This window comes from Desulfosarcina sp. BuS5 (assembly GCF_028752835.1).
Lineage (GTDB): Bacteria > Desulfobacterota > Desulfobacteria > Desulfobacterales > BuS5 > BuS5.
The window spans coordinates 53,063-76,815 of record NZ_CP087952.1; the positions used below are offsets into that span (position 1 = coordinate 53,063).

23 protein-coding genes and 1 pseudogene are annotated in these 23,753 nt (G+C 38.5%); 17 read left to right on the forward strand and 7 right to left on the reverse strand.

The window, feature by feature from the left end:
* Positions 1 to 30 precede the first annotated feature (30 nt).
* From BuS5_RS00255 to BuS5_RS00280, 6 genes are all read left to right on the forward strand, one after another.
* Entirely contained in the window at positions 31 to 1,176 is a 1,146-nt protein-coding gene (locus BuS5_RS00255) for a glycosyltransferase family 4 protein (protein ID WP_051374776.1), read from the forward strand.
* A 77-nt stretch (positions 1,177 to 1,253) separates the two neighbouring features.
* Positions 1,254 to 2,342: a glycosyltransferase family 4 protein gene (locus BuS5_RS00260; RefSeq protein ID WP_274428177.1), complete on the forward strand. Its 1,089-nt coding sequence runs from the start codon at positions 1,254 to 1,256 to the stop codon at positions 2,340 to 2,342.
* On the forward strand, positions 2,342 to 3,448 hold the full coding sequence (locus tag BuS5_RS00265; RefSeq protein ID WP_035265402.1) for a hypothetical protein: 1,107 nt from the start codon (positions 2,342 to 2,344) through the stop codon (positions 3,446 to 3,448). The genes BuS5_RS00260 and BuS5_RS00265 overlap by 1 nt, the downstream gene beginning before the upstream one ends.
* 168 nt (positions 3,449 to 3,616) lie before the next feature.
* Positions 3,617 to 4,549 carry a glycosyltransferase family 4 protein gene (locus BuS5_RS00270; RefSeq protein ID WP_198012247.1) on the forward strand — a complete coding sequence of 311 codons (933 nt, stop codon included), beginning with the start codon at positions 3,617 to 3,619 and terminating at the stop codon, positions 4,547 to 4,549.
* Between the two features lie 191 nt (positions 4,550 to 4,740).
* Positions 4,741 to 5,829 carry a glycosyltransferase gene (locus BuS5_RS00275; RefSeq protein ID WP_232223054.1) on the forward strand — a complete coding sequence of 363 codons (1,089 nt, stop codon included), beginning with the start codon at positions 4,741 to 4,743 and terminating at the stop codon, positions 5,827 to 5,829.
* Positions 5,830 to 6,142: 313 nt separating this feature from the next.
* Entirely contained in the window at positions 6,143 to 7,453 is a 1,311-nt protein-coding gene (locus BuS5_RS00280) for an ATP-binding protein (RefSeq protein ID WP_051374774.1), read from the forward strand.
* Positions 7,454 to 7,607: 154 nt separating this feature from the next.
* On the opposite strand, the gene BuS5_RS00285 is transcribed toward BuS5_RS00280, so the two are convergent.
* Positions 7,608 to 7,811: a hypothetical protein gene (locus tag BuS5_RS00285; protein ID WP_027353926.1), complete on the reverse strand. Its 204-nt coding sequence runs from the start codon at positions 7,809 to 7,811 to the stop codon at positions 7,608 to 7,610.
* Positions 7,812 to 7,969: 158 nt separating this feature from the next.
* Here BuS5_RS00285 and BuS5_RS00290 point away from each other — a divergent pair, with 158 nt between their 5' ends.
* The 7 genes from BuS5_RS00290 (at position 7,970) to BuS5_RS00310 (ending at position 16,012) form a co-directional block, all read left to right on the forward strand.
* Entirely contained in the window at positions 7,970 to 8,275 is a 306-nt protein-coding gene (locus BuS5_RS00290) for a hypothetical protein (RefSeq protein WP_035265400.1), read from the forward strand.
* Complete coding sequence (locus BuS5_RS00295) at positions 8,266 to 8,595, forward strand: hypothetical protein (RefSeq protein WP_027353925.1); 330 nt, start codon at positions 8,266 to 8,268, stop codon at positions 8,593 to 8,595. The genes BuS5_RS00290 and BuS5_RS00295 overlap by 10 nt, the downstream gene beginning before the upstream one ends.
* Positions 8,596 to 8,696: 101 nt before the next feature.
* A complete protein-coding gene (locus BuS5_RS20280; protein ID WP_443112714.1) occupies positions 8,697 to 8,780 on the forward strand; it encodes a four helix bundle protein in 84 nt (27 codons plus the stop codon).
* A 31-nt stretch (positions 8,781 to 8,811) separates the two neighbouring features.
* Positions 8,812 to 8,970: a four helix bundle protein gene (locus tag BuS5_RS20285; RefSeq protein ID WP_198012245.1), complete on the forward strand. Its 159-nt coding sequence runs from the start codon at positions 8,812 to 8,814 to the stop codon at positions 8,968 to 8,970.
* A gap of 150 nt (positions 8,971 to 9,120) precedes the next feature.
* Entirely contained in the window at positions 9,121 to 10,965 is a 1,845-nt protein-coding gene (asnB, locus tag BuS5_RS00300; RefSeq protein WP_027353924.1) for an asparagine synthase (glutamine-hydrolyzing), read from the forward strand.
* 20 nt (positions 10,966 to 10,985) lie between these two features.
* On the forward strand, positions 10,986 to 12,188 hold the full coding sequence (locus tag BuS5_RS00305) for a glycosyltransferase family 4 protein (RefSeq protein WP_255342813.1): 1,203 nt from the start codon (positions 10,986 to 10,988) through the stop codon (positions 12,186 to 12,188).
* A 371-nt stretch (positions 12,189 to 12,559) separates the two neighbouring features.
* Positions 12,560 to 16,012 carry a PKD domain-containing protein gene (locus tag BuS5_RS00310; protein ID WP_027353922.1) on the forward strand — a complete coding sequence of 1,151 codons (3,453 nt, stop codon included), beginning with the start codon at positions 12,560 to 12,562 and terminating at the stop codon, positions 16,010 to 16,012.
* Between the two features lie 462 nt (positions 16,013 to 16,474).
* Here BuS5_RS00310 and BuS5_RS00315 read toward each other — a convergent pair whose 3' ends face one another.
* Complete coding sequence (locus BuS5_RS00315) at positions 16,475 to 16,777, reverse strand: hypothetical protein (protein WP_035265395.1); 303 nt, start codon at positions 16,775 to 16,777, stop codon at positions 16,475 to 16,477.
* 2 nt (positions 16,778 to 16,779) lie between these two features.
* Between BuS5_RS00315 and BuS5_RS00320 the strand changes: the two are divergent.
* Positions 16,780 to 17,170, forward strand: a pseudogene (locus tag BuS5_RS00320) (transposase); the annotation flags it as partial.
* A gap of 397 nt (positions 17,171 to 17,567) precedes the next feature.
* Here the strand turns inward: BuS5_RS00320 and BuS5_RS00325 are convergent.
* The 3 genes from BuS5_RS00325 to BuS5_RS00335 all read right to left on the reverse strand — a co-directional run bounded on the left by BuS5_RS00325 (position 17,568) and on the right by BuS5_RS00335 (position 19,757).
* The gene (locus BuS5_RS00325) at positions 17,568 to 17,765 is read right to left on the reverse strand and encodes a hypothetical protein (RefSeq protein WP_274427654.1); all 198 of its coding nucleotides are present in this window, start codon (positions 17,763 to 17,765) and stop codon (positions 17,568 to 17,570) included.
* A 234-nt stretch (positions 17,766 to 17,999) separates the two neighbouring features.
* A protein-coding gene (locus BuS5_RS00330; RefSeq protein WP_245266731.1) for an IS3 family transposase occupies positions 18,000 to 19,119 on the reverse strand; the annotation gives its coding sequence in 2 pieces (ribosomal slippage) (positions 18,000 to 18,845 and positions 18,847 to 19,119; 1,119 coding nt in all).
* A 74-nt stretch (positions 19,120 to 19,193) separates the two neighbouring features.
* On the reverse strand, positions 19,194 to 19,757 hold the full coding sequence (locus BuS5_RS00335) for a hypothetical protein (protein ID WP_274427924.1): 564 nt from the start codon (positions 19,755 to 19,757) through the stop codon (positions 19,194 to 19,196).
* Positions 19,758 to 19,857: 100 nt separating this feature from the next.
* On the opposite strand from BuS5_RS00335, the gene BuS5_RS00340 reads away from it, so the two are divergent.
* The gene (locus BuS5_RS00340) at positions 19,858 to 20,079 is read left to right on the forward strand and encodes a hypothetical protein (RefSeq protein ID WP_027354856.1); all 222 of its coding nucleotides are present in this window, start codon (positions 19,858 to 19,860) and stop codon (positions 20,077 to 20,079) included.
* 34 nt (positions 20,080 to 20,113) lie between these two features.
* On the opposite strand, the gene BuS5_RS00345 is transcribed toward BuS5_RS00340, so the two are convergent.
* The gene (locus BuS5_RS00345; RefSeq protein WP_157487463.1) at positions 20,114 to 21,097 is read right to left on the reverse strand and encodes a cation diffusion facilitator family transporter; all 984 of its coding nucleotides are present in this window, start codon (positions 21,095 to 21,097) and stop codon (positions 20,114 to 20,116) included.
* Positions 21,098 to 21,232: 135 nt separating this feature from the next.
* Between BuS5_RS00345 and BuS5_RS00350 the strand changes: the two genes are divergently transcribed.
* Positions 21,233 to 22,198 carry an alcohol dehydrogenase catalytic domain-containing protein gene (locus BuS5_RS00350; protein ID WP_027354858.1) on the forward strand — a complete coding sequence of 322 codons (966 nt, stop codon included), beginning with the start codon at positions 21,233 to 21,235 and terminating at the stop codon, positions 22,196 to 22,198.
* An 11-nt stretch (positions 22,199 to 22,209) separates the two neighbouring features.
* The gene (gene trpD, locus BuS5_RS00355) at positions 22,210 to 23,298 is read left to right on the forward strand and encodes an anthranilate phosphoribosyltransferase (protein WP_035266333.1); all 1,089 of its coding nucleotides are present in this window, start codon (positions 22,210 to 22,212) and stop codon (positions 23,296 to 23,298) included.
* A gap of 37 nt (positions 23,299 to 23,335) precedes the next feature.
* On the opposite strand, the gene BuS5_RS00360 is transcribed toward trpD, so the two are convergent.
* A complete protein-coding gene (locus tag BuS5_RS00360) occupies positions 23,336 to 23,632 on the reverse strand; it encodes an HNH endonuclease (RefSeq protein ID WP_304412923.1) in 297 nt (98 codons plus the stop codon).
* Between the last annotated feature and the right edge of the window lie 121 nt (positions 23,633 to 23,753).

The following is a 23,753-nucleotide window of genomic DNA, read 5'->3' on the forward strand; positions in this document are numbered from 1 at the left end:
TGAACAACTATCCTGGATATTGATAATATTATGCATAAAAAGCCGGTACGCACATTATTCATAACCCAGAGTAAAATTTTTTCCGGTGCAGAGGTTAATTTACTGGCGTTGCTGAATACCATTGATACTCATAAGGTCAGCCCGTATTTATGCTTTGACCCGGCTTCTGGAATGGATAAACAAGATATCCGACAGAATATCCAGGTTTGCCCTTTATCATTGCCCCCGTTCGAGAAAAAAAATGTATTTTTAATCGCAGTTGCGCTGATCAGACTGTTGTGGATATTAATGAGATTGGGTGTCGATCTGGTGTATGTAAATGTTGGAACCGGTTCTGAATTTAAGTTTTTGGCTCCTGTATGCAGGTTGTTGAGACTGCCGATTATACTCCATCTGCATATTCATGAAGACGATGCGAGTTTGAGTTGGATTAAGGCTGACAGGGCGGACAGAATATTGTTTCCTTCCAAAGCAACAATGGAGGCAGTATTGGAAACTTCTCCGTGGCTCGATCGGGAAAAATGTTTTTTCGTCCATAATGGTATTGATTTAGGCAAACATTTCCCACGACCCATTGAAAAACTGAAAAATAAGTTAGCAATAGCCAATAACTCTCATGTAATTGGAATTATAGGTCAATTAAAAAAAATCAAAGGCCAGCATCTTTTTCTGGAGATGGTAAAGTCTCTTTCCTCACAGGGCATTAATGCCGTTTACTTAATTGTTGGTTGTGATACAAGCCGAGATAAAGAATATGAAAAGCAACTAAGGCAGACTGTAATTGATTACGGTATTGAGAATATGGTCAAATTTTTGGGATTTCGCAATGATATTCCAGACCTGATGAGCTTGTGTGATTTGCTTGTGGTTCCTTCCATCAGGGAACCTTTTGGCCGGGTTGTTATCGAGGCCATGGCCTGCGGAACGCCAGTGGTGGCCAGTGCCGTTGGCGGCATTGTTGAAATTTTTAAAGATGGTGAGGGCGGTCTTTTTTGTCAGGCTAATGATGTTGATGATCTGACAGAAAAGGTGAAAATATTTTTTGATAATCCTGTCTGGTGGGAAGAACAGAAAAAAAAGGCTATTGCTACTGTGAAAAGAAATTTTACTCAGGAGAAACATACCAAGATAATAGAGAGTCATATTTTAAAGCTTTTGGGAGAACAAGTCATTTGAAGTTGCTTTGGGTTGTCAAAAACTTCCCCCCCAGCATGGGAGGTGTACAGCAGTATTCTTTTCATTATGTTCAGAATATGCTGCCGGGTTCCTGCGTAGTTTTGACCCGAAAGCAGGGGGATGAAAAAGAGACAGATAAGATTGATGATAAATTGGGCCTGAAGCAGCAAAAAGTTTACAGGGTAACGGAAATTCCGGAAGATTTGAATGTTTTTTCCATTGTAAAACACCCATTACTTTTTTTCTCTTTTTGTACAACTCTGTTTAAGATTATCAAAAAAGAACACATCTCCCATGTGATTTTTGCCCATTCATCCTTTTTTTATTTTTTTTCTCTCTTGCCGTTAAAGTTGGTACTTCATTTGCCTTTTATCTGTATTTTTCATGGTGAAGATATCCCGGTAATTAATCTGAAATCAAATGGTTTGTTTCGCTGGTTGATAAACCGTCTGGATGCTTATGCTTGCAATTCTCTTTTTACTCATAATCGTTTGCAGGAATTTTTGGGGAAAAAGATACCGGAATTTATCGCCTATCCTGGAGTTGAAGAAAAGTTTTTCCAGCACATGGATAAAAATGAGTGCAAGAAACAGTTTGGGGTCAGTGACAGAAAAGTTATGTATACCGTAGGCCGGCTTGATAAACGAAAAGGGCATGATCTTGTTATTCGGGCAATGCCGGAAATCATCAAAAAAATTCCTGATGTCATTTATTTAATTGGTGGTACAGGGCCATATTTGCCACAATTAAAATCGTTGGTTGAGGAGCATCATCTGCAGGATTATGTGAAGTTCTGTGGCTTTATAGCGGATAAGGATATCTGTGCTTTTCATCATTGTGGAGATGTTTTTGTCATGCCTAACCGGATTTTAGACGATGGCGATACAGAAGGCTTTGGTATTGTATTTTTAGAGGCATCTGCTTCAAGCAGACCTGCTATCGGCGGTAGTGCTGGAGGAGCGATAGAGGCTATTGAAGATGGTGTGACTGGTTATAATGTAAATCCTTATAAAACTGAAGAATTGGTTGAAAAAATTATATATTTATTAACTAATACTGATAAGGCAAAAGCTATGGGTAAAGATGGAAAAAAAAGGGTATGGGAAAATTTTCGATGGAATATGCTTGCAGCTAAACTGGAAAATGAATTAACAAGGTATGTTTAATGAACATTTCAGGAAAAGGATTAAGATACTGGCTGCCTTATTACTTATGGCAACAGTTGCTGTATAGAGAAAAACCTGACCCCGGTAAACCGATTCACATCTTTCTTTGCGTAGTTGACCATTTTGAACCATTTAATGGCCATGTACCTTATTCTACAGCATTAAAACGTGTATTGGAATGGAAACGCAGCTATCCGAAATTTGCTGATAAACATTGTGATGCAGACGGCAAACCAATTCAGCATACATGGTTTTATCCACCTCATTTAGACCACAGTCTGCTGCCCCACATTGTTGAGCTGTGCCAGTGGGGTTATGGTGATATCGAGATGCACCTTCATCATAATCTAATGGATCCATTCCCGGATACATCGCAGACTTTAAGAGAAAAAATTTTAAAATGTATTGATGATTACGGGAAATATGGAATTTTCAGTCAGCCCGATGGCAAGCCGCGGTTTGGTTTTATCCATGGTGACTGGTCGCTTGATAATTCTGCAGGGGATGCAATATGCGGGGTAAATGATGAATTGACTATTTTACGTGAGTGTGGATGTTATGCAGATTTTACTTTTCCATCTCTTGGGCAATGTCAGCCTGCAATTGTTAACAAAATTTATTATGCACACGATGATCCTCGTAGGCCAAAATCATATAATTGGGGCATTCCTGTAAAGTGCGGGCAGAAGCCCCCAGCGAATGATTTAATGATAATACAGGGGATCATTGGTTTCCGTACTGATAAAAATAAAAAAATGAAACTCGCAATTGAATATTCTGATTTAGATTTTAATAACCCTCCGACTGAGGAGAGAGTGGATTTTTGGGTGAAAAATTCAATTGCAATTAATGGTCAGCCCAATTGGAGGTTTATTAAGCTGCATACACACGCTGGAAGGAAAATTCGCTTTGATGCTAATTTTGGAGAATCCGCTGACAGAGCTTTTGGGTACTTGGAAAGAAAATATAATGATGGCAAAGATTATATTTTGCATTACGTGACTTCCCGCGAAATGTATAACCTTGTTAAGGCTGTTGAATTGGGTCTGGAAAAAGCACCAAACAAAGTAAGGGACTTGGTCATCAAACCCTATTGTTATTTGTAGTTTGGATTAAAAGGAGCAAACATGAAACTCGCCGTCATCTATACAGACAGGAGAGGCAAATATATTGCAGAGGGTTGTGCACAATTTTGCGAAGTAGTTGAGATTGATCTGTCGGGGGTTTCAATTAAATGGTGGCAAAAATACATTTCAGCGCTTGTCTCTTTTCATTTGAACAGAAAACTGTGGCAAAACGAATTTTATAGAAATCCCCTTGCAGTTTTTTTCAGAAAAAAAAATGGTAATAATGCAATCAAAAAATTTAGTAAAAAAGTTGATGCTGTTTTGCAGTTTGGGCTAATGAATTCCTATGATTATTCTTTGTTCGGTGATCCGAAGATTTTTTTTTATCTCGATGGGGCATATGACCCCAATAATCCCTATTGGTATTGTCCAAGATTCGGACAATGGCTTTCCGGGATGCAAAAAAAGGCATATAAACAGGCCACGCGCATTTTTACTTTCAGCAAATGGGCAAAAAGACAACATATTGAGCAATGTGAAATCGAATCAGAAAAAATAATTGATGTAGGATGGGGACCTTGTTTGACTATAGAAAAGAAAGATAAAGGCTTTTTTAATAATCCTCCTCATTTTGTATTTGTGGGTCGCAACTCTCCTATAAAGGGGCTGGATATTTTAATCTCTGCTTTTAAAATAGTACAGGAAAAATATCCTGACGTAATATTGAATATTGCTGGTATGAATAGTGAAGAATATTCAGGTGATTTGACTAAAGGTTTGCTTTTTCATGGATATTGTGAAGCTGACAAACTTAAAAAAATATTAGGCTCGTCTGATATTTTCATTTTACCTTCGAGATATGAGAGAGCGGGTCATGTAACCATTGAAGCTATGTCCTATGGTCTGGTTCCGATAGTAACTGAAACATGTGGTGCGCCTGAACCGGTTTTAGCCGGAAAATGTGGCATTATCGTGCCTCAGGAAGATATTGAATCTTTAGCAAATGCGATGATCTCTCTAATTGAAAACCCTCTGCTTTTAAAACAACTTTCACATAATGCAACTGGTGAAGCGTTAAAAAATTGGATGTGGGACAAAGTGTGCGAAAAGATTGTTTCAGTAATTTCGAAAGCCAGTTAATTTTTAATAACTGTCATGCTCTGTCGCGTACAACAAAATCTGAAAAGGAGATATCGTTTAACGCCATTTTATAAATTATTAGAATTCCTAAATTTAAAATTCTAAAAAATGAGGTCATATAAATAAAATTGAAGATTATTTTTCTCAGCCATATGTTTCCGAATACTATTACACCATTCAGTGTGCCTTTTATGGTCGAAAGAGCAAAGGCATTGTCCCTGCTATTTAAGACGGATATTGTGGCGCCTGTATCATATGTTCCTTTATTAAAAAATAATATTCCCCCATTTGTTGAAAAATTTGATTACCTTAAGGTGCTGCACCCCCAATATTTTGGCTTACCTTCATTACTATGGCCATTAAGGTGGATAACATATTATATTATGTGTTTTCGATTTTGGAAAAATAAAAAGCCAGATTGTGACATTATGCATGTTGAATGGATTTATCCTGATGCTTATGCAGCCGCCAGGTATGCTAAAAAATATAGTATAAAGTTTGTTGGAGTAGTGCATGGTAATGAGGCTATTGAATATTACGGGAAAAAAAGTCATAAGAAAAAATATATTAACGCGTTTAAACTTCTTGATAAAATAATAGTTGTAAGCAATGATTTAAAACATAAACTTGTTAATGAATACCATGTGGATAAAAATAAAATTTCAGTAATATTAAATGGAGTAGATTTAAATAAGTTTCCTGTAATAGATCAGAAAAAAGCAAGATTTAAACTCGGGTTGACCTCTGATAAAATAATTGGTGTTTGTGTCGCTCGTTTATCAGAGGAAAAGAATCTGGATATTTTGCTTAAATCAGTCTCATTGGTAGCAGATAGTAAATTAACGATATATATCGTTGGAGATGGGCCCTTAAAAAAGAGGCTTGAGGCACTTGTTGTCAGCTTGGGATTGAAAGGTAGTGTTAAATTTGTTGGGCCTGTGCCTCATGATCAAATATATTGGTGGCTCAATGCGTCTGATTTTTTTTGTTTACCATCTCAAAGAGAAGGATGTCCAGTTGTCATTCATGAAGCCCTGGCATGTGGCGTGCCGGTTATATCGACAACTGTGGGAGCTATCCCTGATTTAATAAAAGATGACAGGTTTGGGTTTTTATGTGAACCGGATAGCGTTTCAGAGTTTACTGCCATAATGAAAAAAGCAATGTCACAAAACTGGGGCAAAGAAATGATATCAGCTTATGGCCGTCAGTTTACCTGGGATAAGGTGGCAAAGCAGACCGTTGATGTTTTTAGGTCGGTCTTGGAAGGCGATTCTTAATTTTAAATTTTGAATTGTGGCTGATAAATAAAAACTCGATATTCTCAAAGAGAAGACGTATTAATTTGCCATTGATATTATTTATTTGTACAAAAAATTACAGGGACCAAAAAAATACATAATAAGGTGCAGGTGGATGTTTTTCAACTTTCTTTTTATAAGAAAATGATGAATTTTGAATGATGAAGGCTGAATTAAGGAATTCTATAATTTACAATTCAAAATTTAAAATTCATAATTGTTTTTTGTTGACAAACGTAATAATTCGGATTAAACTCCGTAAAAAATAGAAAAGAGAGGGAGTTTGCTCCGAATGTTCGAAGATGTTATTGTTGATCAAAATCCCCATTGGGATAATCTGTTTTTTGAACCCGGCATTCCGCGAAAGGCAATGGAAACGGTCAGGAAATATATTGATGCACGGCAGGTCATATCTATTGTCGGGGTTCGACGCTGCGGCAAGAGTACATTGCTGCGGCAGACCATAAACTATCTTATCCGGGAAAAAGATGTTTTGCCCTCAAATATCCTGTTTCTCAATCTTGAGAATCCATATTTTACTCCATATCGCGAAGATATCCGTAATCTTGAAAAAATATATGATGATTATTTAAAAATTGTTGATCCTCATGGAACAATTTATTTTTTTCTTGATGAATTACAGTATTTTAGCGATTGGCAGGTATTTATTAAATCAAAATATGAAACTGAAAATATAAAATTTTTTATCACGGGTTCAAATTCACAATTACTTTCTTCAGAGCTGGTCACACTGCTTTCAGGGCGGACGCTTCCGCTGACGCTGTATCCTTTTGACTTTAATGAATACCTGCTGGCCAGAGGTGAACAGGCGGCATCACCAATACAGGCCATTCGCAATCGTAACAGATTGAGAAAATTATGTGATAATTATTTATCTGAAGGTGGTTTTCCTGAAGTTGTACTGGCAGGAAAAAAACTTCTAAAAAAAGATATTTTATTCAATTATGCAAAAAATATTCTTTATCAGGATATTGTGCCTCGTTTTGAATTGAAAAAACCTTATGAGGTTGAAAAATTATTCTACTATCTTGTTTCAAATATCAGTAGTCTTTTTACTTTCAACAGCCTGACTAAAGTGGTTGGTTTATCTGACAAAACAGTCAAAGACTATGTGGGCTTTTTTAATGATGCTTTTTTACTTTATACGTTGGAGCGATATGATTTTTCGCTTAAAAAACAACTGCGTGCGTCAAAGAAAATTTACTGTATTGATAATGGGTTGACAGCTTCTGCAGCTTTTTCATTTTCTGCCAATATCGGTCGCTACCTGGAGAATATGGTTTTTTGCTCCTTTCTGCAGGCTGAGCAAAAAGTTTACTACTATAAAACTAAAAATGGTCTGGAGGTTGATTTTTTCTGTCCCGATGCAATTGGTTCAGAAAAACTTTTACAGGTTTGTGCAGATATGCAGAATGAAAAAACCAGGCAAAGAGAGTGCCGGGCTTTGTTTAAAGCTTTTGAGGAGTTAGATCTTGAGGGCGGTATAATCGTTACCATGGACGAGGAAGATAAAATAGAAAAAAATGGAAAAATAATTAGAATCGTACCAGCCTGGAAGTATTTTCTTTACGGAGTAAAGTAATTTTTAATTTTAAATTATGGAATATGCGTAGCAAACCAAAGGTTATTAAAGAGAAAACTTATCTTCAGCTCAATTTGATTTCACATGGGAAGGTGGTTTGGCTGATTTTAAAAGCAGGTATTCTTCTGTCGAATTACAGCATCAATCAGTTGTTTTATGGGTTTTTTGCTTCCATCTTGCTAACAAAAAGGTGGCTCATGTCATTTGTTTTTTTGCGGGGTTGCGGGCATTTAGCCCGTCTTGGCTGCTTGATATATACATGAATAAGTTCGACCTGTGCGGTTAGCTTTTGGATAAAACTGTTCAACATCCTCTTTACCTCATTGACCTGTTGATTAAGTTCTTTAAAATCTCTCATTTCCACCCCTTTTCAATGCTAACGGCTAAACGCTAATGGCTAACCGGCTAATGACTACCCGCACAGCTCGAATAAGTTAATAAGTTTAAAGACAGTCTCTTTTGCGTCTTGCGGGGGAATTGTTACTGTTATCATGGAAGTTGTGAAAGGAGGTATAAATGCTTGCATTATCACCAAAGTTGGGCGAATTTTTAATTAAAGCAACCCAAAGTACTGATTTGGAAATTGCTTTGAAGCAAATCCTTAGTGAATATCTGGTGTTAAAACTTAAGGATTTGAATAATGAATTAGAAGGATTCGAGGCTAAATGGAATATGTCGTTTAATGAATTTACAGAAAAAAGCAGCAAAGGGGAAATAAACAAGGATATATTTTCTTATGATGTAGAAAGAGACTTCTGGGCATGGGAAAGGGCAGAAACACTGAAAGTGCATTATGAATCTATGAGATCGCAATGGATGTAAAAACTTTTCTAAAGGAACTTATTGCTGCTTTGGCTGATACTAATTTTGTCGAAGATATTGATCTTAAGTCAGAAGGAATTATTATAAATGGACGAGTAGTTTTGGCAGGTGAAATGTTTTTGAATGTTTACTATAATGAAATAACTGAGACGATAGCATTTGCTTTAATTAAAAATGAGAAAAGAATATGGGGTATTGATAAAGATAGTATAAGAGATTGGCATATTCATCCTTTGAATGATCCCGAACAGCATGAGTCAATTCAACCAGTAACAATATTTGATATTATTGGAAAACTAAAAAATATATTGAAAAATTAGTCGTCTTTTTGAATTTTGAATTATGGGAAATGAGAAGAAACCAAATATTATTAGAAAAAACCTATCAATTCGCGCTTGATGTAATAGGTTTGTATAAAGCGATGTTAGAACAAAACGAATACATAATATCGAAACAGATTGTTCGCTCGGGAACAAGTATAGGCGCCAATGTAGAAGAGCTATAGCAGCCCAAAGTCGCAAGGATTTATCTCAAAAATGTCCATAGCCTCCAAAGAAGCAAGAGAAACAAATTGCTGGTTACGTTTATTGCGGGACAGTAATCTTTGTAATGATCTGGATTTGTCCGTTTTGCTCATGAATTCTGAAAAAATCATCAAAATTCTCACCTCATATAGTCAAAACAACTCAAGATAATACATAAGATGACAATTTAAATGCCTTCATTCAGCATTAAAAATTGATCTTATTTGCTTTTAATTCAAAATTAAAGGATTGATTCTATTTTTGATACCCTAATTCACCATTAAAAATTCAAAATTAAGAATTAAAAATTGGTCTTAGCTCATGTGTGGAATTTTCGGAATATATTTTTTAAACAAAGATCATCCTGTCAACAAACAGATGGTAATAGATGCCACCACCACCATGGTACACCGAGGCCCTGATGGCTGCGGGTATTTTGTGCATAAAAATGTTGGTTTGGGACATCGCCGCCTAAGCATTATTGACCTTTCTACAGGCAAGCAGCCAATGTTCAATGAAGATGAACGGATTGCCACTGTCTATAATGGAGAAATTTATAATTATAAAGAGATAAAAAAAGAACTTGAAGCAAAAGGGCATATATTTAAAACAGATTGCGATACTGAAGTAATCGTACATGGATATGAGCAGTGGGGCGCTGATTGTGTTGATAAATTTAACGGTATGTTCGCATTTGCTGTGTGGGATAATAGTGCAAAAAAAATGTGGGTTGTTCGTGACCGTCTGGGGATAAAGCCCCTGTATTATTATTCAGACAAAGATGTATTTATTTGTGCATCTGAGATAAGGGCAATTTTAAAGACAGGGCTGGTAAAGCCGCAATTAAATGAAAATGTGCTGGATGCCTATTTTTCACTTGGTTATGTTCCAGGGCCTGAAACAATGTTTAAAAATATAAAAAAACTTGCCCCTGGTCATTGGCTGATGGTGGACACATCCGGGATTAAAGAGCGTGAATACTGGGATTTTAATTTTAATCATATTCAGGAGATGAATTCCAATACAGCTACGCAATATATAAAGGAACTGCTTGAAGACGCTGTAGCAAAGAGGCTTATGAGTGATGTGCCCCTTGGCGCTTTTTTAAGCGGTGGCCTGGATTCTAGTCTGGTTGTGGCATTAATGAGCAATGTTACGGCCGATCCTGTTAATACCTTTACAGTCGGCTATCATGAAGGTGAAAGCGAGGAAAAGTATGCGAAGATTATAGCCGACAAATTTAAGACCAGCCATAATCTGTTTTATCTTGAATCCAACGATTTTTTTTCTTCTCTTAAAACACTGGTAAAATTTGCCGAAGAACCAATTGTTGAACCTGCGGCCATTGCTCTTTACCATATTGCAAAACTTGCCCGCAAAAAAGTAACCGTGCTTCTTTCCGGGGAGGGCAGCGATGAAATTTTTGGAGGCTATTATCTTTATCAATATATGGCAAGGATTGATAAGGCACATAAAATTTTGCCCAATTTTATTTTTCCATTATTAAAAAGCCTGGGGAATCGTGCCCCAAAAATGAAGCAACGCAAGTATCTCGACTGGCTTACGCTGCCTTTATCCGGTCGTTATCAAGGGACTTCAAGTTATCTTACAGATTCGCAAAAAAAATTATTATACACTCCTGATTTTTTTAACTCCAAATCAGATTATCTTGAATCTGTTTTTGAAGGTTATTTTGAGCGTGTTAAAAAAATGGATTCATTATCACAGATGCTTTATGTTGATACCAAAACCTGGCTTGTTGATGATCTTCTGGTTAAGGCAGATAAAATGACCATGGCAGCCTCTGTGGAACTTAGGGTTCCATTCCTGGATCACAGACTGGTGGAAGCTGCAATGGCGCTTCCTGCCAAATATAAAATAAACGGCGGAGAGGGGAAATATATTCTGAAAAAAATTGCAGAGCCTCTTTTGCCCCGTGAAATTGTATATAGAAAGAAGATGGGATTTCCAGTACCGACAAAAAAATGGTTTCAGGGAGAATTATTAAACAACGTTGCAGAAGTTATTACTAATTTGAAAGGTTCTTCATTATTTACACGGAAAATCCTTGATAAGATAATATCAGCGCACAATAAGAGGGAAGATAATAGTAAAATATTAATGACGCTTTTAGTGTTTTCAGAATGGATGCATGAGAATATATGATGTCAAATTATAAAGGAACAATGGAAACTTCAGATCGGTTTAATATACTTTATTCTCACCGTACAAGGGGTGAGGATGTTGAGGGGATACACATAAAAGGCATGGCAAACGCTTTTCTTCAGCTTGGACATCATGTCAATTATGTTGCTGTCCCAGGCGCAACCACAAACAATGTGGAAAAAAAACTCAAGAAAAACGAAAAAAACGGTGGTGGACGTCAAAGTTTTTGGACGTTTGTTAGTAAATTTTGTCCGCAATTACTTTTTGAATTAATGGAGTTAGCCTATAACTTTGTATTATATGCTAATTTGAAAAAAAATGTTCAAAAAAAGCATATTGATTTTATTTACGAACGGTATGCTTTGAACACGTTTGCAACCGTTTGGTTTGGGAAAAAATATAATATACCTGTTATATTGGAGGTTAATGATGCAACAGGCATAAGGCGGGTTCGCCGGCACAAAGCAGAATTTTTGGCGCAGCGGATAGAATCGTGGGTGTTCAGGAATTGTGACGCTATTGTAACTATTTCTTCTGAATTCAAACGAATACTTTGTCAAAGGGGAGTTTCAGAGGAAAAAGTTTCATTTCTCCCCAACGCGGTTGATCCTTTGGTTTTTGATCCTTTTAGATATGATGACAAAGTACGTTCTCAGTTGAAGCTAAAAGGTAAAACAATTATAGGCTTTATAGGTTCTTTTGCCAAGTGGCATGGTGTTGATATGCTGTTGCGGGTTATGCCGGATGTGATCAAGAAGATCCCCAATGTTTATTTTTTGATGGTTGGTTCCGGCGTTTGTCTTCAGGATGTTAAAGATAAAATAAAAAACAGTGGTTTAATCGAAAAAGTGATATTTACGGGAAAAGTTTCGTCGGAATATGTACCTTGTTATTTAAAGGCGATGGATATCGGTGTTATTCCTGACTCAAATCAATACGGTTCTCCTATGAAGCTTTTTGAGTACATGTCCATGAAAGTAGTGCCGGTTGTGCCAAAACTTCCTCCAATTTTAGATGTCATACAAGATGAAGTGACAGGTTTTGTTTTTGATAGAAAAAATGTACAAAGTTTAAAGGAACAATTAATTCATGCTTGTGAAAATAAAGACCTGCGCAAACAAATAGGAAAAAATGCCAGGGAACAAGTTTTAGAAAAACATCTTTGGATACACAATGCACGTTCAGTTTTAAATCTCTATAATCGGATAAAGACCTTCTCATAAAATATTTTTGTAACCGTTCACGGTTACAAGCGGCATAATTTCCTGTTTATAAATTGAATTTCAGGCCATCAGCGTAAGGCGGGACAGCTACTTTAGTGGATTCGTCGCTTACGCTCCTTAATCCACCCTACGGTTCAAGAGCAACGTAAGTTTGTAGGGTGGATTAAGCGAAGCGAATCCACCGAAACCCGCTGTATTTTTCAACCGTTAACTGTGAACCTATAACCGTGAACGGTTACATATTTTTTTATCATGTTGAATAATATAGGGCATTGGATGGTCGTCTTTCAACTTATGCTTTTTTTTGGCATATTCCTTGCGTGTATTTTGAAAAACATGAAATGAAAAAATTAATGAGGAGGAAAAATATTATGGATTCAATCAGGTTGAATAAAAAAATTATTATTATTATGTTGTTTTTTGCTATTTCTATTTTTTTAAATAGTAAAATAATATACGCTGCAACATATTATATGCCGGATGATTTTGCTAATTTGCGAACAGCAGTCGCAGGTATGAATGGCGGCGACACGCTTATAATTAGAGACGGCACTTATTCTGGCGACAATAATGCATTATGGCAGTTTGCGGTTCCGCCAAGTGGGACGGCGGATCAGTATACAACGATTAAAGCTGAGCATGATGGGGAAGCCATTTTTCCAGACAGTTTTTTAAGGATGGCTAATGTTGCAGATCAACATTATGTTAGTTATGAAGGATTAAAATCAGAGTCGAGTGTTAGAATTTCTGGTGCAGATCATATTAAATTCCTTCGATGTTCTTTTACAATGAATGTATCAGGACTATCAAACGATAATTGTTTTAGTGCTGGGTCTTCTGAGTATATTCTTTTAGAAGATTGCTGGGCATGGGGTGGAAATCATTACGCATTTTTAATAGGTGGAGATCATATAGTTCTTAGGAGATGCGTAGTAAGAATTGATAGAATTGATTGCTCTTGGCCAATGGCGGCATTTAGTATGTATTCATCTAATAATACAGTTTTACAAAATTGTATAGTTATTGATAGTGATCATGATGAGTATTGGTTTAATACTGATGAACGAGGTCCGTCATTTTATGTGCATCATGGCGCTACTAATGTTATTATTGACAGTTGCATTGGCCTTAATAATGATAATTATTTTACAGGTGGTTCTCCTGGAGCAGGATGGGATATAAAAAATTCTGTTGCCTGGTCAATAAAAAATCGTGGCATAGGAGCGAGAAGTGATAATGGACTTTCTCCAGGTGGTTATAATATTAATCATTGTACTATGGGGGGCTTGGTAGGTTATGGAGTAGATTCGTGGGGTGGAACAGCAGGCACAACTGATGTTACTAACAGTATTTTTTATAATATTAGTGATACAGCTTTGCACAGTGGAGATATAGCAGGTTCTTCTTCGGATAATAATGTATTATATGCTAACGGACAAAATTATAATGGTTTTTCAGCATTCCCTAATGATTATTGTTCGGAAAACTCCAACGCCATCGACCCCATAGACGGCACTCCCGGTAACGGCATACCAGCTTTAAAATATCTCGTTCGTATCGAAGACGGCTCAAATCTTGACGGAACCGCAAGCGATGGAGGCGATAGAGGCGCTACAATTATCAAAAGAATGGGTAAATCAGGGACATTTTGGGGAGAACCTGGCTATAACCTTTTACAGGACGGAACAAATGGCCAGGCAGATGAAAATCTTTGGCCTTTCCCGAATGAAGATATCATTCGTCAGCACATGCGTGCCTATTCTTATGATAATGGCAATCTGAGCGGCGCCCGCGGTTTCTGCACAGGAACTTCCATGGACGGCAGCCCCCAGACACTCACAAAATACATCTGGGAATACCTCGGCAACCCAATTCCCCCCGAAATTTACGGCAGTCAGCAGCAAAACACCCCCCCTGTAGCAAATGCCGGGGCAGATCCGACAGTAACGGACTCGGATAATAACGGCAGCGAGGAAGTAACCCTTGACGCTTCAGGCTCTTATGACTCGGACGGATCAATTGCCGGCTATGTGTGGAGCGAAAACGGGCAGCAAAAAGCCACAGGAGAATCTCCAACAGTAATTTTAACCACAGGTGTCGCCCACGAGATACAATTGATTGTTATAGATAATCTGGGCGCAACAGGTGAAGATACAGTTCAAATTACAGTCAATCCTCCTGCCGGAGATAATACTCCCCCGGTTATAAGCGATGTGCAGGCAGGCAATATGTCTACACAATCTGCAACCATCACCTGGACAACTGACGAACCATCAAGCAGTAAGGCAGAATATGGCGAGTCAAATAATTATGGACTGGAAGTGACAGATTTATCCCTTGTCACTAACCATACGATATCAGTATCCGGGCTTTTGCAGGAAACCGCCTACCATTTTAAAGTTATTTCAAGCGATTCCAGCGGCAATACATCGGAATCCGATGATTTCACCTTTACCACAGGGGCACAATCCGCTCAAATGAATACCCTGCAGGATTTTGAAGACACTGTTTTGTGGCAGCCTGGCGGCAGTCAGGATCCCACCGGCAATGGCAGAGGCTGGGCCTTTCTTTCAGCAGGCTCCGGTGACATGCTTGAAATAGATAATATCGGGGCAAACGGTACAAATAATTCCTTAAAACTAACTTTTGCAAGCTCTAATGATAGTGTCTATTTTCGCTCAAACGACAAAATAACAGACCACATGCCTGAAGCGGAAAATGCCAACCGGATGAGTTTTTATGTCAGGTTCCCTGAAGGATTTCCCATACAGCCGCTTCCATTCCGGTATGACACCTGGCAGCTTGGAACATTTATTCATGACCCTGATAACTGGGATGATACCCATTCAGCAACATCAGAAGACGATCATGGCATACACCACTATTACTCACGTTTAACAATCGAGCAGGTCGGTGACGGCTGGGTAAAATATATTGTCAATACCCATCCTGACCAGGCAAATTACAGCGGCTCTACTGTTCCTCCTGATATTCCCTATTATTTTGACAACTTCGGCAGGTTCTGTTTTCACTTTGGCCCTGAAGCCGGTGGGCCAAATCCGGGTCGTCCCTTTACAATCTGGATAGATGAAATTAAATTCTATTACGATGACGGTTCTGTCGGCGGCCAGATTCATAACGGCGGCCAGGACGATGCAGGCTTCGATGGACAGTTTTTTGCTGATACTACAGGACAGGATAACATTCCCCCTGGCGATGTCACAGCATTCAACGCTGTTTCCGGCAATAGCCAGGTCGCACTAAGCTGGACGAATCCAGCAGATACAGATTTTGAAGGGGTTATGATTCGTTGCGGCACAGATGATTACCCAGCTAATTATCAGGAAGGCACGTTAGTCTGCGATCAAATTGGCCAACCCGGAAGCAGTGATGCTTTTGTGCACTCTGATGGTGTGCAAAACGGCACAACCTATTATTATTCTGCGTTTACATATGATGATAACAGTAATTATTCATCTACAGCCCATGCAAGTGCCACACCGGAGGAAAATCCCGGCGCCAACCAGGCTCCGATTGTGACTATCACAAGCAGTTATACAGGCGAAGCGAATTCCAGGGTTAATTTTACCAGCTCAGTTGAGGACCCTGATGGGCAGATAATATCATGTCACTGGGATTTCGGCGATGGAGATGGTAATGATAACTGCAACGCAACAACCCACACCTATTCCAAACCGGGCAGCTATACAGTTACCGCAACATCAACAGACGATGATGGCGCTACTGGCGCAGACTCGATTAACGTTTTAATAAGTCCTGACGTGACTCCACCGAAAATTGTAAGTGCTGTACCTGTGCAGTAGGTTTTTTTCAAAATAAAATATTAAGATACCCGGGAGTCTTCAAGACGCTTCCGGGTATTTTTTTTCATACACATAACGTTCAAAAAAATAGACAGAAGTTATGCTTCGAAGACCTTGCTGGACGCGGATTTACGCTGAACAGGATTAAAATATAATTCCAGGAAAATTTGTTTAACTGGATTATAATTTTCCAAATTAGGTCTTTTTTGCATGAAACGTCATACAGAAAGCAAAACCACGCTTGATCATCCTGTATCGTTTTTTTGTCGATCAAAAATTTTTTAAAAAGCCGGAGAAGCTGTTATTGACAATCTTGCGGTAAGGTTTGTTGTCCCACAGTCAATCGTGAATAGATTAAGTGAAATATATGATTCTTTGATTCTGAAGCTTTTTCGCAGAAAGGCGGAAAAGGACAATTCCCTATATTTTTCCTTTTATCAATTAATTGTCTGAAAATCTATATTAGAGCAGCTTAACCAGGGTTGCCACAACAGCGGACTGGGCCAAAAGCATGCCGGCCACCCATTTTATAATTCCGGCTTTTGTTTCGGCAATTTCTTTTTGCAAGTCGCCTTTGGTCTCAGCAATATCCTTTTGCAGCATCAGGATATCCTGTTTGGTGGCAAGGTTGCTGTCAATAATTCTTTTTAAAGTTTTGGCCTGGACTTCAGCCTGTTTTTCGGTAAAGTATAATACTCCCCAAAAACTGGACAGTTGTTTAAGGTGTAAAATGAGTATATCCTGATCAACAAAAAGGAGGCTCATCAATGGGTAAAATTCGAAAAAATTACAGTGCATCATTCAAAGCTAAAGTAGCGCTTGAAACGGTTAAAAAGGAAAAGACGATTTCTCAACTATCTAGTGAATATGGAGTTCATTCAAATCAAATAAATCAATGGCGAAAGCGTCTATTAGAAGAATTGCCCGATATATTTTCAAAAAAGCGTCAAAAAAAAGAAAAAGACGCTGAAGAATTCCAGGCGGAGCTTTACCAGCAAATCGGCCAATTAAAGGTCGAATTGGACTGGCTAAAAAAAAAATCTAACCTTCTCAATTGATATAAAGCGTCAATACATTGAGCCGAATCATTCTTTGATACCGGTAATGCGCCAGTGTGATCTTTTGGGAATAAACAGATCAACCTATTACTATCAATCCTGCAAAGATGAGAGCTATATAAGGTACTCCCCATTGTCAAGACAAAAAACAAGGTTTTTTAAGGTGCGCTTTTGAGCTATAAATAATCCTGAAAATTAAAAAAATAATAGTAAATAAAAAAAATATGTTTCTGTTTATCATAAAAATGTTCATAAACAACTTAACTAATTGATTTAATAAATAATAATACCATTCTAAAATGTTCATAACTTATTGATAAAATGTTTATAACTTTTTTGTATCTCATTAACATACTGTTAAAATTCAATATTAATATGTTTATAACTTATGCCGCACGTTGAATAGGGCATTCACCAAAATATATTATTTTTACAACCTCACATTGATCACCATTGCTGATAAATCTTGCCTGTTACTTCCTTTAATTTGTCCGATCTTAACTATCAATTTCGTAATCATCCGGCAAATTCAAAAAATCTTTTTTCGCCAATTGACTCTCAATTAAATAACCAATTTGACCATTCCTCTTGAGCTGTGAAATCATCCACTGTGGTAATCTAATTGTCACAAGCTCTCGTTTCAAATGGTCTGGTTTCTTTTTTCGACCAGCCCCTGCACGTTTTCCTCCTCTCATTTTTTTACCTCCAAAACATATAGTATGTTGAATTAAGTGCAACGCTATTCAAAAAATCATCCTAAAAATACGCTATATATTTGATTAGCGTTATGCAATATTCAAACAAACTCTACTACCAACTGATTATGTGTTGGATAGTACGCTTTTATCTTGTTTGCAGCAGGAAACATTTTTTATAATATCAATACGACTTAATGGTATTCTAATTAATTATACAAAGTGGTTCTGAAATTACCCTGGAAAAGTTTTAAAATATATCTCTGCCGGGGTCTGGTAATCCAAAGATTGATGGAGTCGTTCATTATTGTAAAAGCCAAAATATTCTCCAATGTTTTGAATAGCCTCCCTGACGGTCTCATAATTGTGAAGATAAACACGTTCATATTTCACGGTACGCCAAAGGCGCTCTACGAAAATGTTATCCAGAGCACGGCCCCGGCCGTCCATGCTGATCTTCACATCGGCTTTTTTTAAAACGCCGGTAAAGGCATCACTGGTAAACTGACTGCCTTGATCCGTGTTAAAAATCTTAGGTTTTGCAATTTTTAAGGCACCCTGTAAGGCTTTTATACAAAAATCCTTATCCAATGTGGTTGAAAATTCGTAGCTCAGGACATACCGACTAAACCAGTCTATCACTGCTACAAGATAGATAAAACCTGAATTCAAACGGATATAGGTAATATCCGTTGACCACACCTGGTCAACTTGCTCAATGGAAACGCCTCGCAGCAAGTATGGATAAATTTTATGCTCTTTTGATGCTTTGCTCAAATTTGGTTTTGGATATATAGCTTCAAGTCCCATAAGCCGCATCAAACGTCTTATTCGTTTAGGATTAACAGTGTGCCCTTGTCGCTTTAATACGGCCGTCATTTTTTCAACACCGTAGAACGGATATCGGGTATATTCTTCGTCTATCAATCGCATGAGAGCCAGGTTATAGCTCTCATCTTTGCAGGATTGATAGTAATAGGTTGATCTGTTTATTCCCAAAAGATCACACTGGCGCATTACCGGTATCAAAGAATGATTCGGCTCAATGTATTGACGCTTTATATCAATTGAGAAGGTTAGATTTTTTTTTTAGCCAGTCCAATTCGACCTTTAATTGGCCGATTTGTTGGTAAAGCTCCGCCTGGAATTCTTCAGCGTCTTTTTCTTTTTTTTGACGCTTTTTTGAAAATATATCGGGCAATTCTTCTAATAGACGCTTTCGCCATTGATTTATTTGATTTGAATGAACTCCATATTCACTAGATAGTTGAGAAATCGTCTTTTCCTTTTTAACCGTTTCAAGCGCTACTTTAGCTTTGAATGATGCACTGTAATTTTTTCGAATTTTACCCATTAATGAGCCTCCTTTTTGTTGATCAGGATATACTCATTTTACACCTTAAACAACTGTCCAGTTTTTGGGGAGTATTATACTTTTAATATGGCCCACTCCATCATTTCTACTGCAAGATCATATTTGGTTATGCAGTCACACCGTTTACCGCGTTGCCAAGGCATAAGAGTACCGGTTCCCTTGTGATATACTCGAAAAGCAATGGGGAATTTGATAAGTGCCCCATCACTATAATAGAGGAAAACAATGCAAGTTGCTTTTAAATTGGTTCCAAGTGCATGATCGAACAATATGAAAACACCATGAATCCATTTACAAAATTTGGTATGATGTTTCATGGTATCATCTATGATGAAATAGCCATGAGAAATTTTGTATGTGTTGAGTGTCTGAAGCAAATAGAGCATTTGCAATTCATCTGTACAAATTTTTGCATTCGAAAAAAGATAGGAAAGTGTGCTCACTGCTTTCTCTTTCAGCAACATACAGCTAATTTCAGTAAGATGTAGACGTGACCCTAATATTAATGCTGTAGCAACCAAGGTAAAGTCATACATCTGGGCATTCGTCAGTGCGGGTTGAAGAAAAGAGAGACCACTTACAACAAAACCAAGCCGTTTGGCACATGGAATTTTCATTTGTTCTCCTTGATGTATATGTGAGAAAAAAAATGAACCAAACTATTTTGACACGTTTTGTTAATTTTGTCTACTATTATTTTTCGAAAACTTGAGTTTAATGGGCCTTTCCAACTGGAACGTATATTTAAGGCTGCTTGTTGACGGTAATGTCAGCACCCCGTTTAATATGCGGACAATTATGCCCGGGCAATCAAAAAATTCTGAACGTATGGAAATGATTCTGGAGCTTTCCAGGAAACGTTATGGCAGGCCAAGAGAAGAAGTTGAAAAAGAAATACAGGAATCATGGGAGATTGATGGAGAAAATCCCGAAGTATAGCCGCGAAAATACAAGCCTGCTGAAACCGGCTACATCATTTGTCGGCCAGGCCCTTTCGTAACGATTCCGCTTCGATATATATCTTCCCGACTGCCGGCACTGCTTTTTTTATTTCCAATTCAATCTTGTCAATCGCAGATTCAACTTCATCTGTGGACAGGTTGTCCTTAAACTCAACTTCCAGATTTACAAGAATGTCATCCGGCCCCAGGTGCATTGTCATTAATCTGCCGCACTTGCATACTTCCGGTATCCCTGATACGGCCTGGTACATTTTGTATCGATCCGCCCTGCTTGCGCTCTCGCCGATAAGCAGCTCTTTTGTTTCTCTTGCCAGAAACAGGGCAACCACCAGAAGGATGATGCCGATTATGATACTTGTGATGCCGTCTATTACCGACATCTGAAGATAATGGGCCAGGCTGATGCCGATAAAAGCCGCAAAAAGTCCAACCAAGGCCGCCGTATCTTCAAAAAGCACAACCATAACTGTCGGATTTTTTGATTTTACCGCCATATTAATGTAACTTTTAGTGCCTGTTCCTGTTTTTATTTTTCTTGCTTCACGCAAGGCCACAAACCAGGGGTAGGCTTCAAATAGTGCAGATAATCCCAGCACAATTAATGTCAGACGGAAAGACACTATCGGCTGAGGGTGTAAAATTTTATGGATACCTTCAAAAATCGAAAGAACCGCTCCCACAAAGAAGATGGATACAGCCACAATAAATGCCCAGAAATATAATTCCTTGCTGTAACCAAAAGGATGCCGCCCGTCCGGGGCCTTTTTGGATCTGGCAAGACCAAGCAGCATCATTATTTGATTGCCGGAATCCGCCGTGCTGTGAAAAGCCTCGGCCAGCATTGCCGAACTGCCGGAAACAGAAGCTGCAAAAAACTTCATCATGGTAATGGCAAGATTGCCGATTAAAGCAGCGTAAATTATTTTTTTATGTTTATTGTTGTTCACAATTTTTAAAGTTCGTTTAAAAATGTTTTTGGCAATAAAATTATTCATATGGAGATCTATGTTGAATTTTTTAAAATAACATATATTATCATTATTCGCCACCGGTTTTTACGGTGAAATACGGGGCGTCTATTTTGCCTGGGTATTTGATTTTGCTAACCTAAAAATGACACCTATTACTTTATGAACTCACTTATTTTAGAAAAAATCGGCTCCTTGAATTATCAAAAAATACCAATCCCCGCTGTGGGTTCTGGTGAGATTCTTTTAAATGTTACCCATTGCGCGGTATGCAGAACAGACGCCAAGATGTGGAAGATGGGCCAGAGAGATCTTGTTGTGCCGAAAATTTTAGGTCATGAAATATGCGGATATGAAACGGATGGCCGGAAACGTTTTGTGGTTTGGCCTGGTAAAGCCTGCGGTACTTGTGTTCAATGTAAACAAGGAACGGAAAATCTTTGTGAAATGATGGAAATCACAGGTTTTCATAAAAATGGGGGTTTTGCGGAATATGTGGCTGTTCCGAAATCAAGCCTGATTCCGATCTCGGATGCATTACCGGGGAATATTGCGGTGATGGCAGAGCCTCTGGCCTGCGCAATAAATGCCCTTGAAAGGATTAACGTAACGGCAGGAAGCGATGTTTTGATTTACGGTGCAGGGCCGGCAGGGCTTTTAATGGCGCTGGCAGTTAAAGAAAAAAACGCCAATCCGTTTATTATCGAAATTAACCCGGATAAATTAAAGATATCAAAAAAATTTCAAGATGAAACCGGGATAAAGGCCGCGAAGGAATTTAACCGGGTGAAATTTGAATTTGCTATTAATGCGGCATCTTCCGTAGATACTTTCTTAAATGGCTTAAAGAGGCTTAAAAGCGGCGGGGGATTCTGCCTTTTCAGCGGGTTTACGGATTCCGGATCAATTCCCGCAGCTCTGATAAATGAAATCCACTACCGGCAGTTAAAAGTAGCCGGAGCATATGGATGCACTCGGGGGCAGATCAAGGAAGCGGTTGAGATATTAACAAAACAGAAAAACAAAGTTGTTTTTCTTATAGAAGAGCATATCAGCCTGGAACAGATCCCTTCAGTTCTTCCGAAGGTTTTGTCTGGTGCGGTACTAAAATTTGTTGCAGAACTATAAAGGTAAATCTGATGGCATCAGAAACTCAATTACGCGCTTTTGGGCATAAAATATGTTCAATTGCGGCTGGTGAATTTATGACACGGGAAGAAGCCTGTGAAACATACAAACAGGTAATTTTGAATGAGCAGCCTGAGCTCCAGCAGGGAGCTTTCCTTATGGCCCATATTTCAAGAGGCCCTTCAATCGTTGAACTTTCAGGAGCATGGGATGCTCTTGATGGATATGATACTTCAAAATTGAAAATCAGCATCAAGGGACCGATTTGTGATATTGTGGGAACCGGTTCAGATACCCTGAAGACGGTCAACTGCTCTACTCCGGCTGCATTCATAGCATCAGCTTGCGGATTGCCTATTGCCAAAAAAGGGGCAAGGCTGGTAACAGGCGTTTCAGGCGCGTCTGATATCATGGATATTTTGGGGATAGACCTGAACGCACCTCTTAATCAGGCTGAGAAATGTCTTGAAATGTACGGCATCTGTTATCTTCCCGGCGAAGCTTTCCTTAAATCAGGGTGGGCAAGACTTATAAAAATCATGCGGTTTACTTCGGTTTTAAATATCATCGGCCCCCTTACCTGTCCCTGTGAACAAACAGACAGCATTGTGATAGGAGGCTACTCTCAGGAAGTATGTGCTCAGCTGATTCAAGTGCTTAAAGAGATTAAAATGCCGTCGGCCGTAGCTCCTTTTGGAATGTCCGACAGCACGGAAAAAGATAAAGGCATAGATGAATTTTCCCTCGCAGGGCCAACCCGGGTGGTGGAATTAAGAGACGGCTCCATTCAGACCTACGAAGTAACTCCTGAAGATTTTGGTCTTAAGACCGTTCCGATTTCAAAGATTGCCAGCAGCCGTTCTGCTTACGAAAACGCCAGGCGAATCCTTAACGTTCTTAAAGGGAAGTACGATACTCCGGATGCGGATTTTTTCTGCATGAATGCAGCTGCCGCTCTTTATATATCGGATATGGCAAAGAGCTATGCCCAGGGATTTGATAAAGCCAAAGAAGCTCTTGCAAGCGGCAAAGCTTTTGAAAAATTAGAGCGGCTAAGGGAGTTGCAGGGATCATTGCAGACCGGCAATATTGCTGAATAACCCCTATGCCCTGATAGGTACAAAACAAAAACATTTGTTAAAAAACTTTGGCGTCTTTCATTTGTCGTTGACACTTTTGAAACAACAATGGGACACAGATAAACATAGATAGGTTTATTTTTTTATTATTATTGCACTCCTTGCAGGCCGTGACCAGATTGCCCCTGGTGCTTTTACCTACACGGGCCAGGGGCACAATATAATCCATGGTCATCTTTAGCCGTAATATTCCGTCCACAGTAATGGCATAGTCCCTTGGCAATTCGTCGTTTCCACCATTGCGTTGCCCTGAGTTCACGCGCTTTGCGTTTCTCTCTTTTAATATCAGCTTCATCAAAAAATTGTGTGTAGGGATCCATTTATTTTTTATTTACTTTCAGCCTGATGCTGTTGAGCCATTTTTTTATCTCTTTAATCAGTATATTATGCAGGAATGGAATTAATCATAACATAAG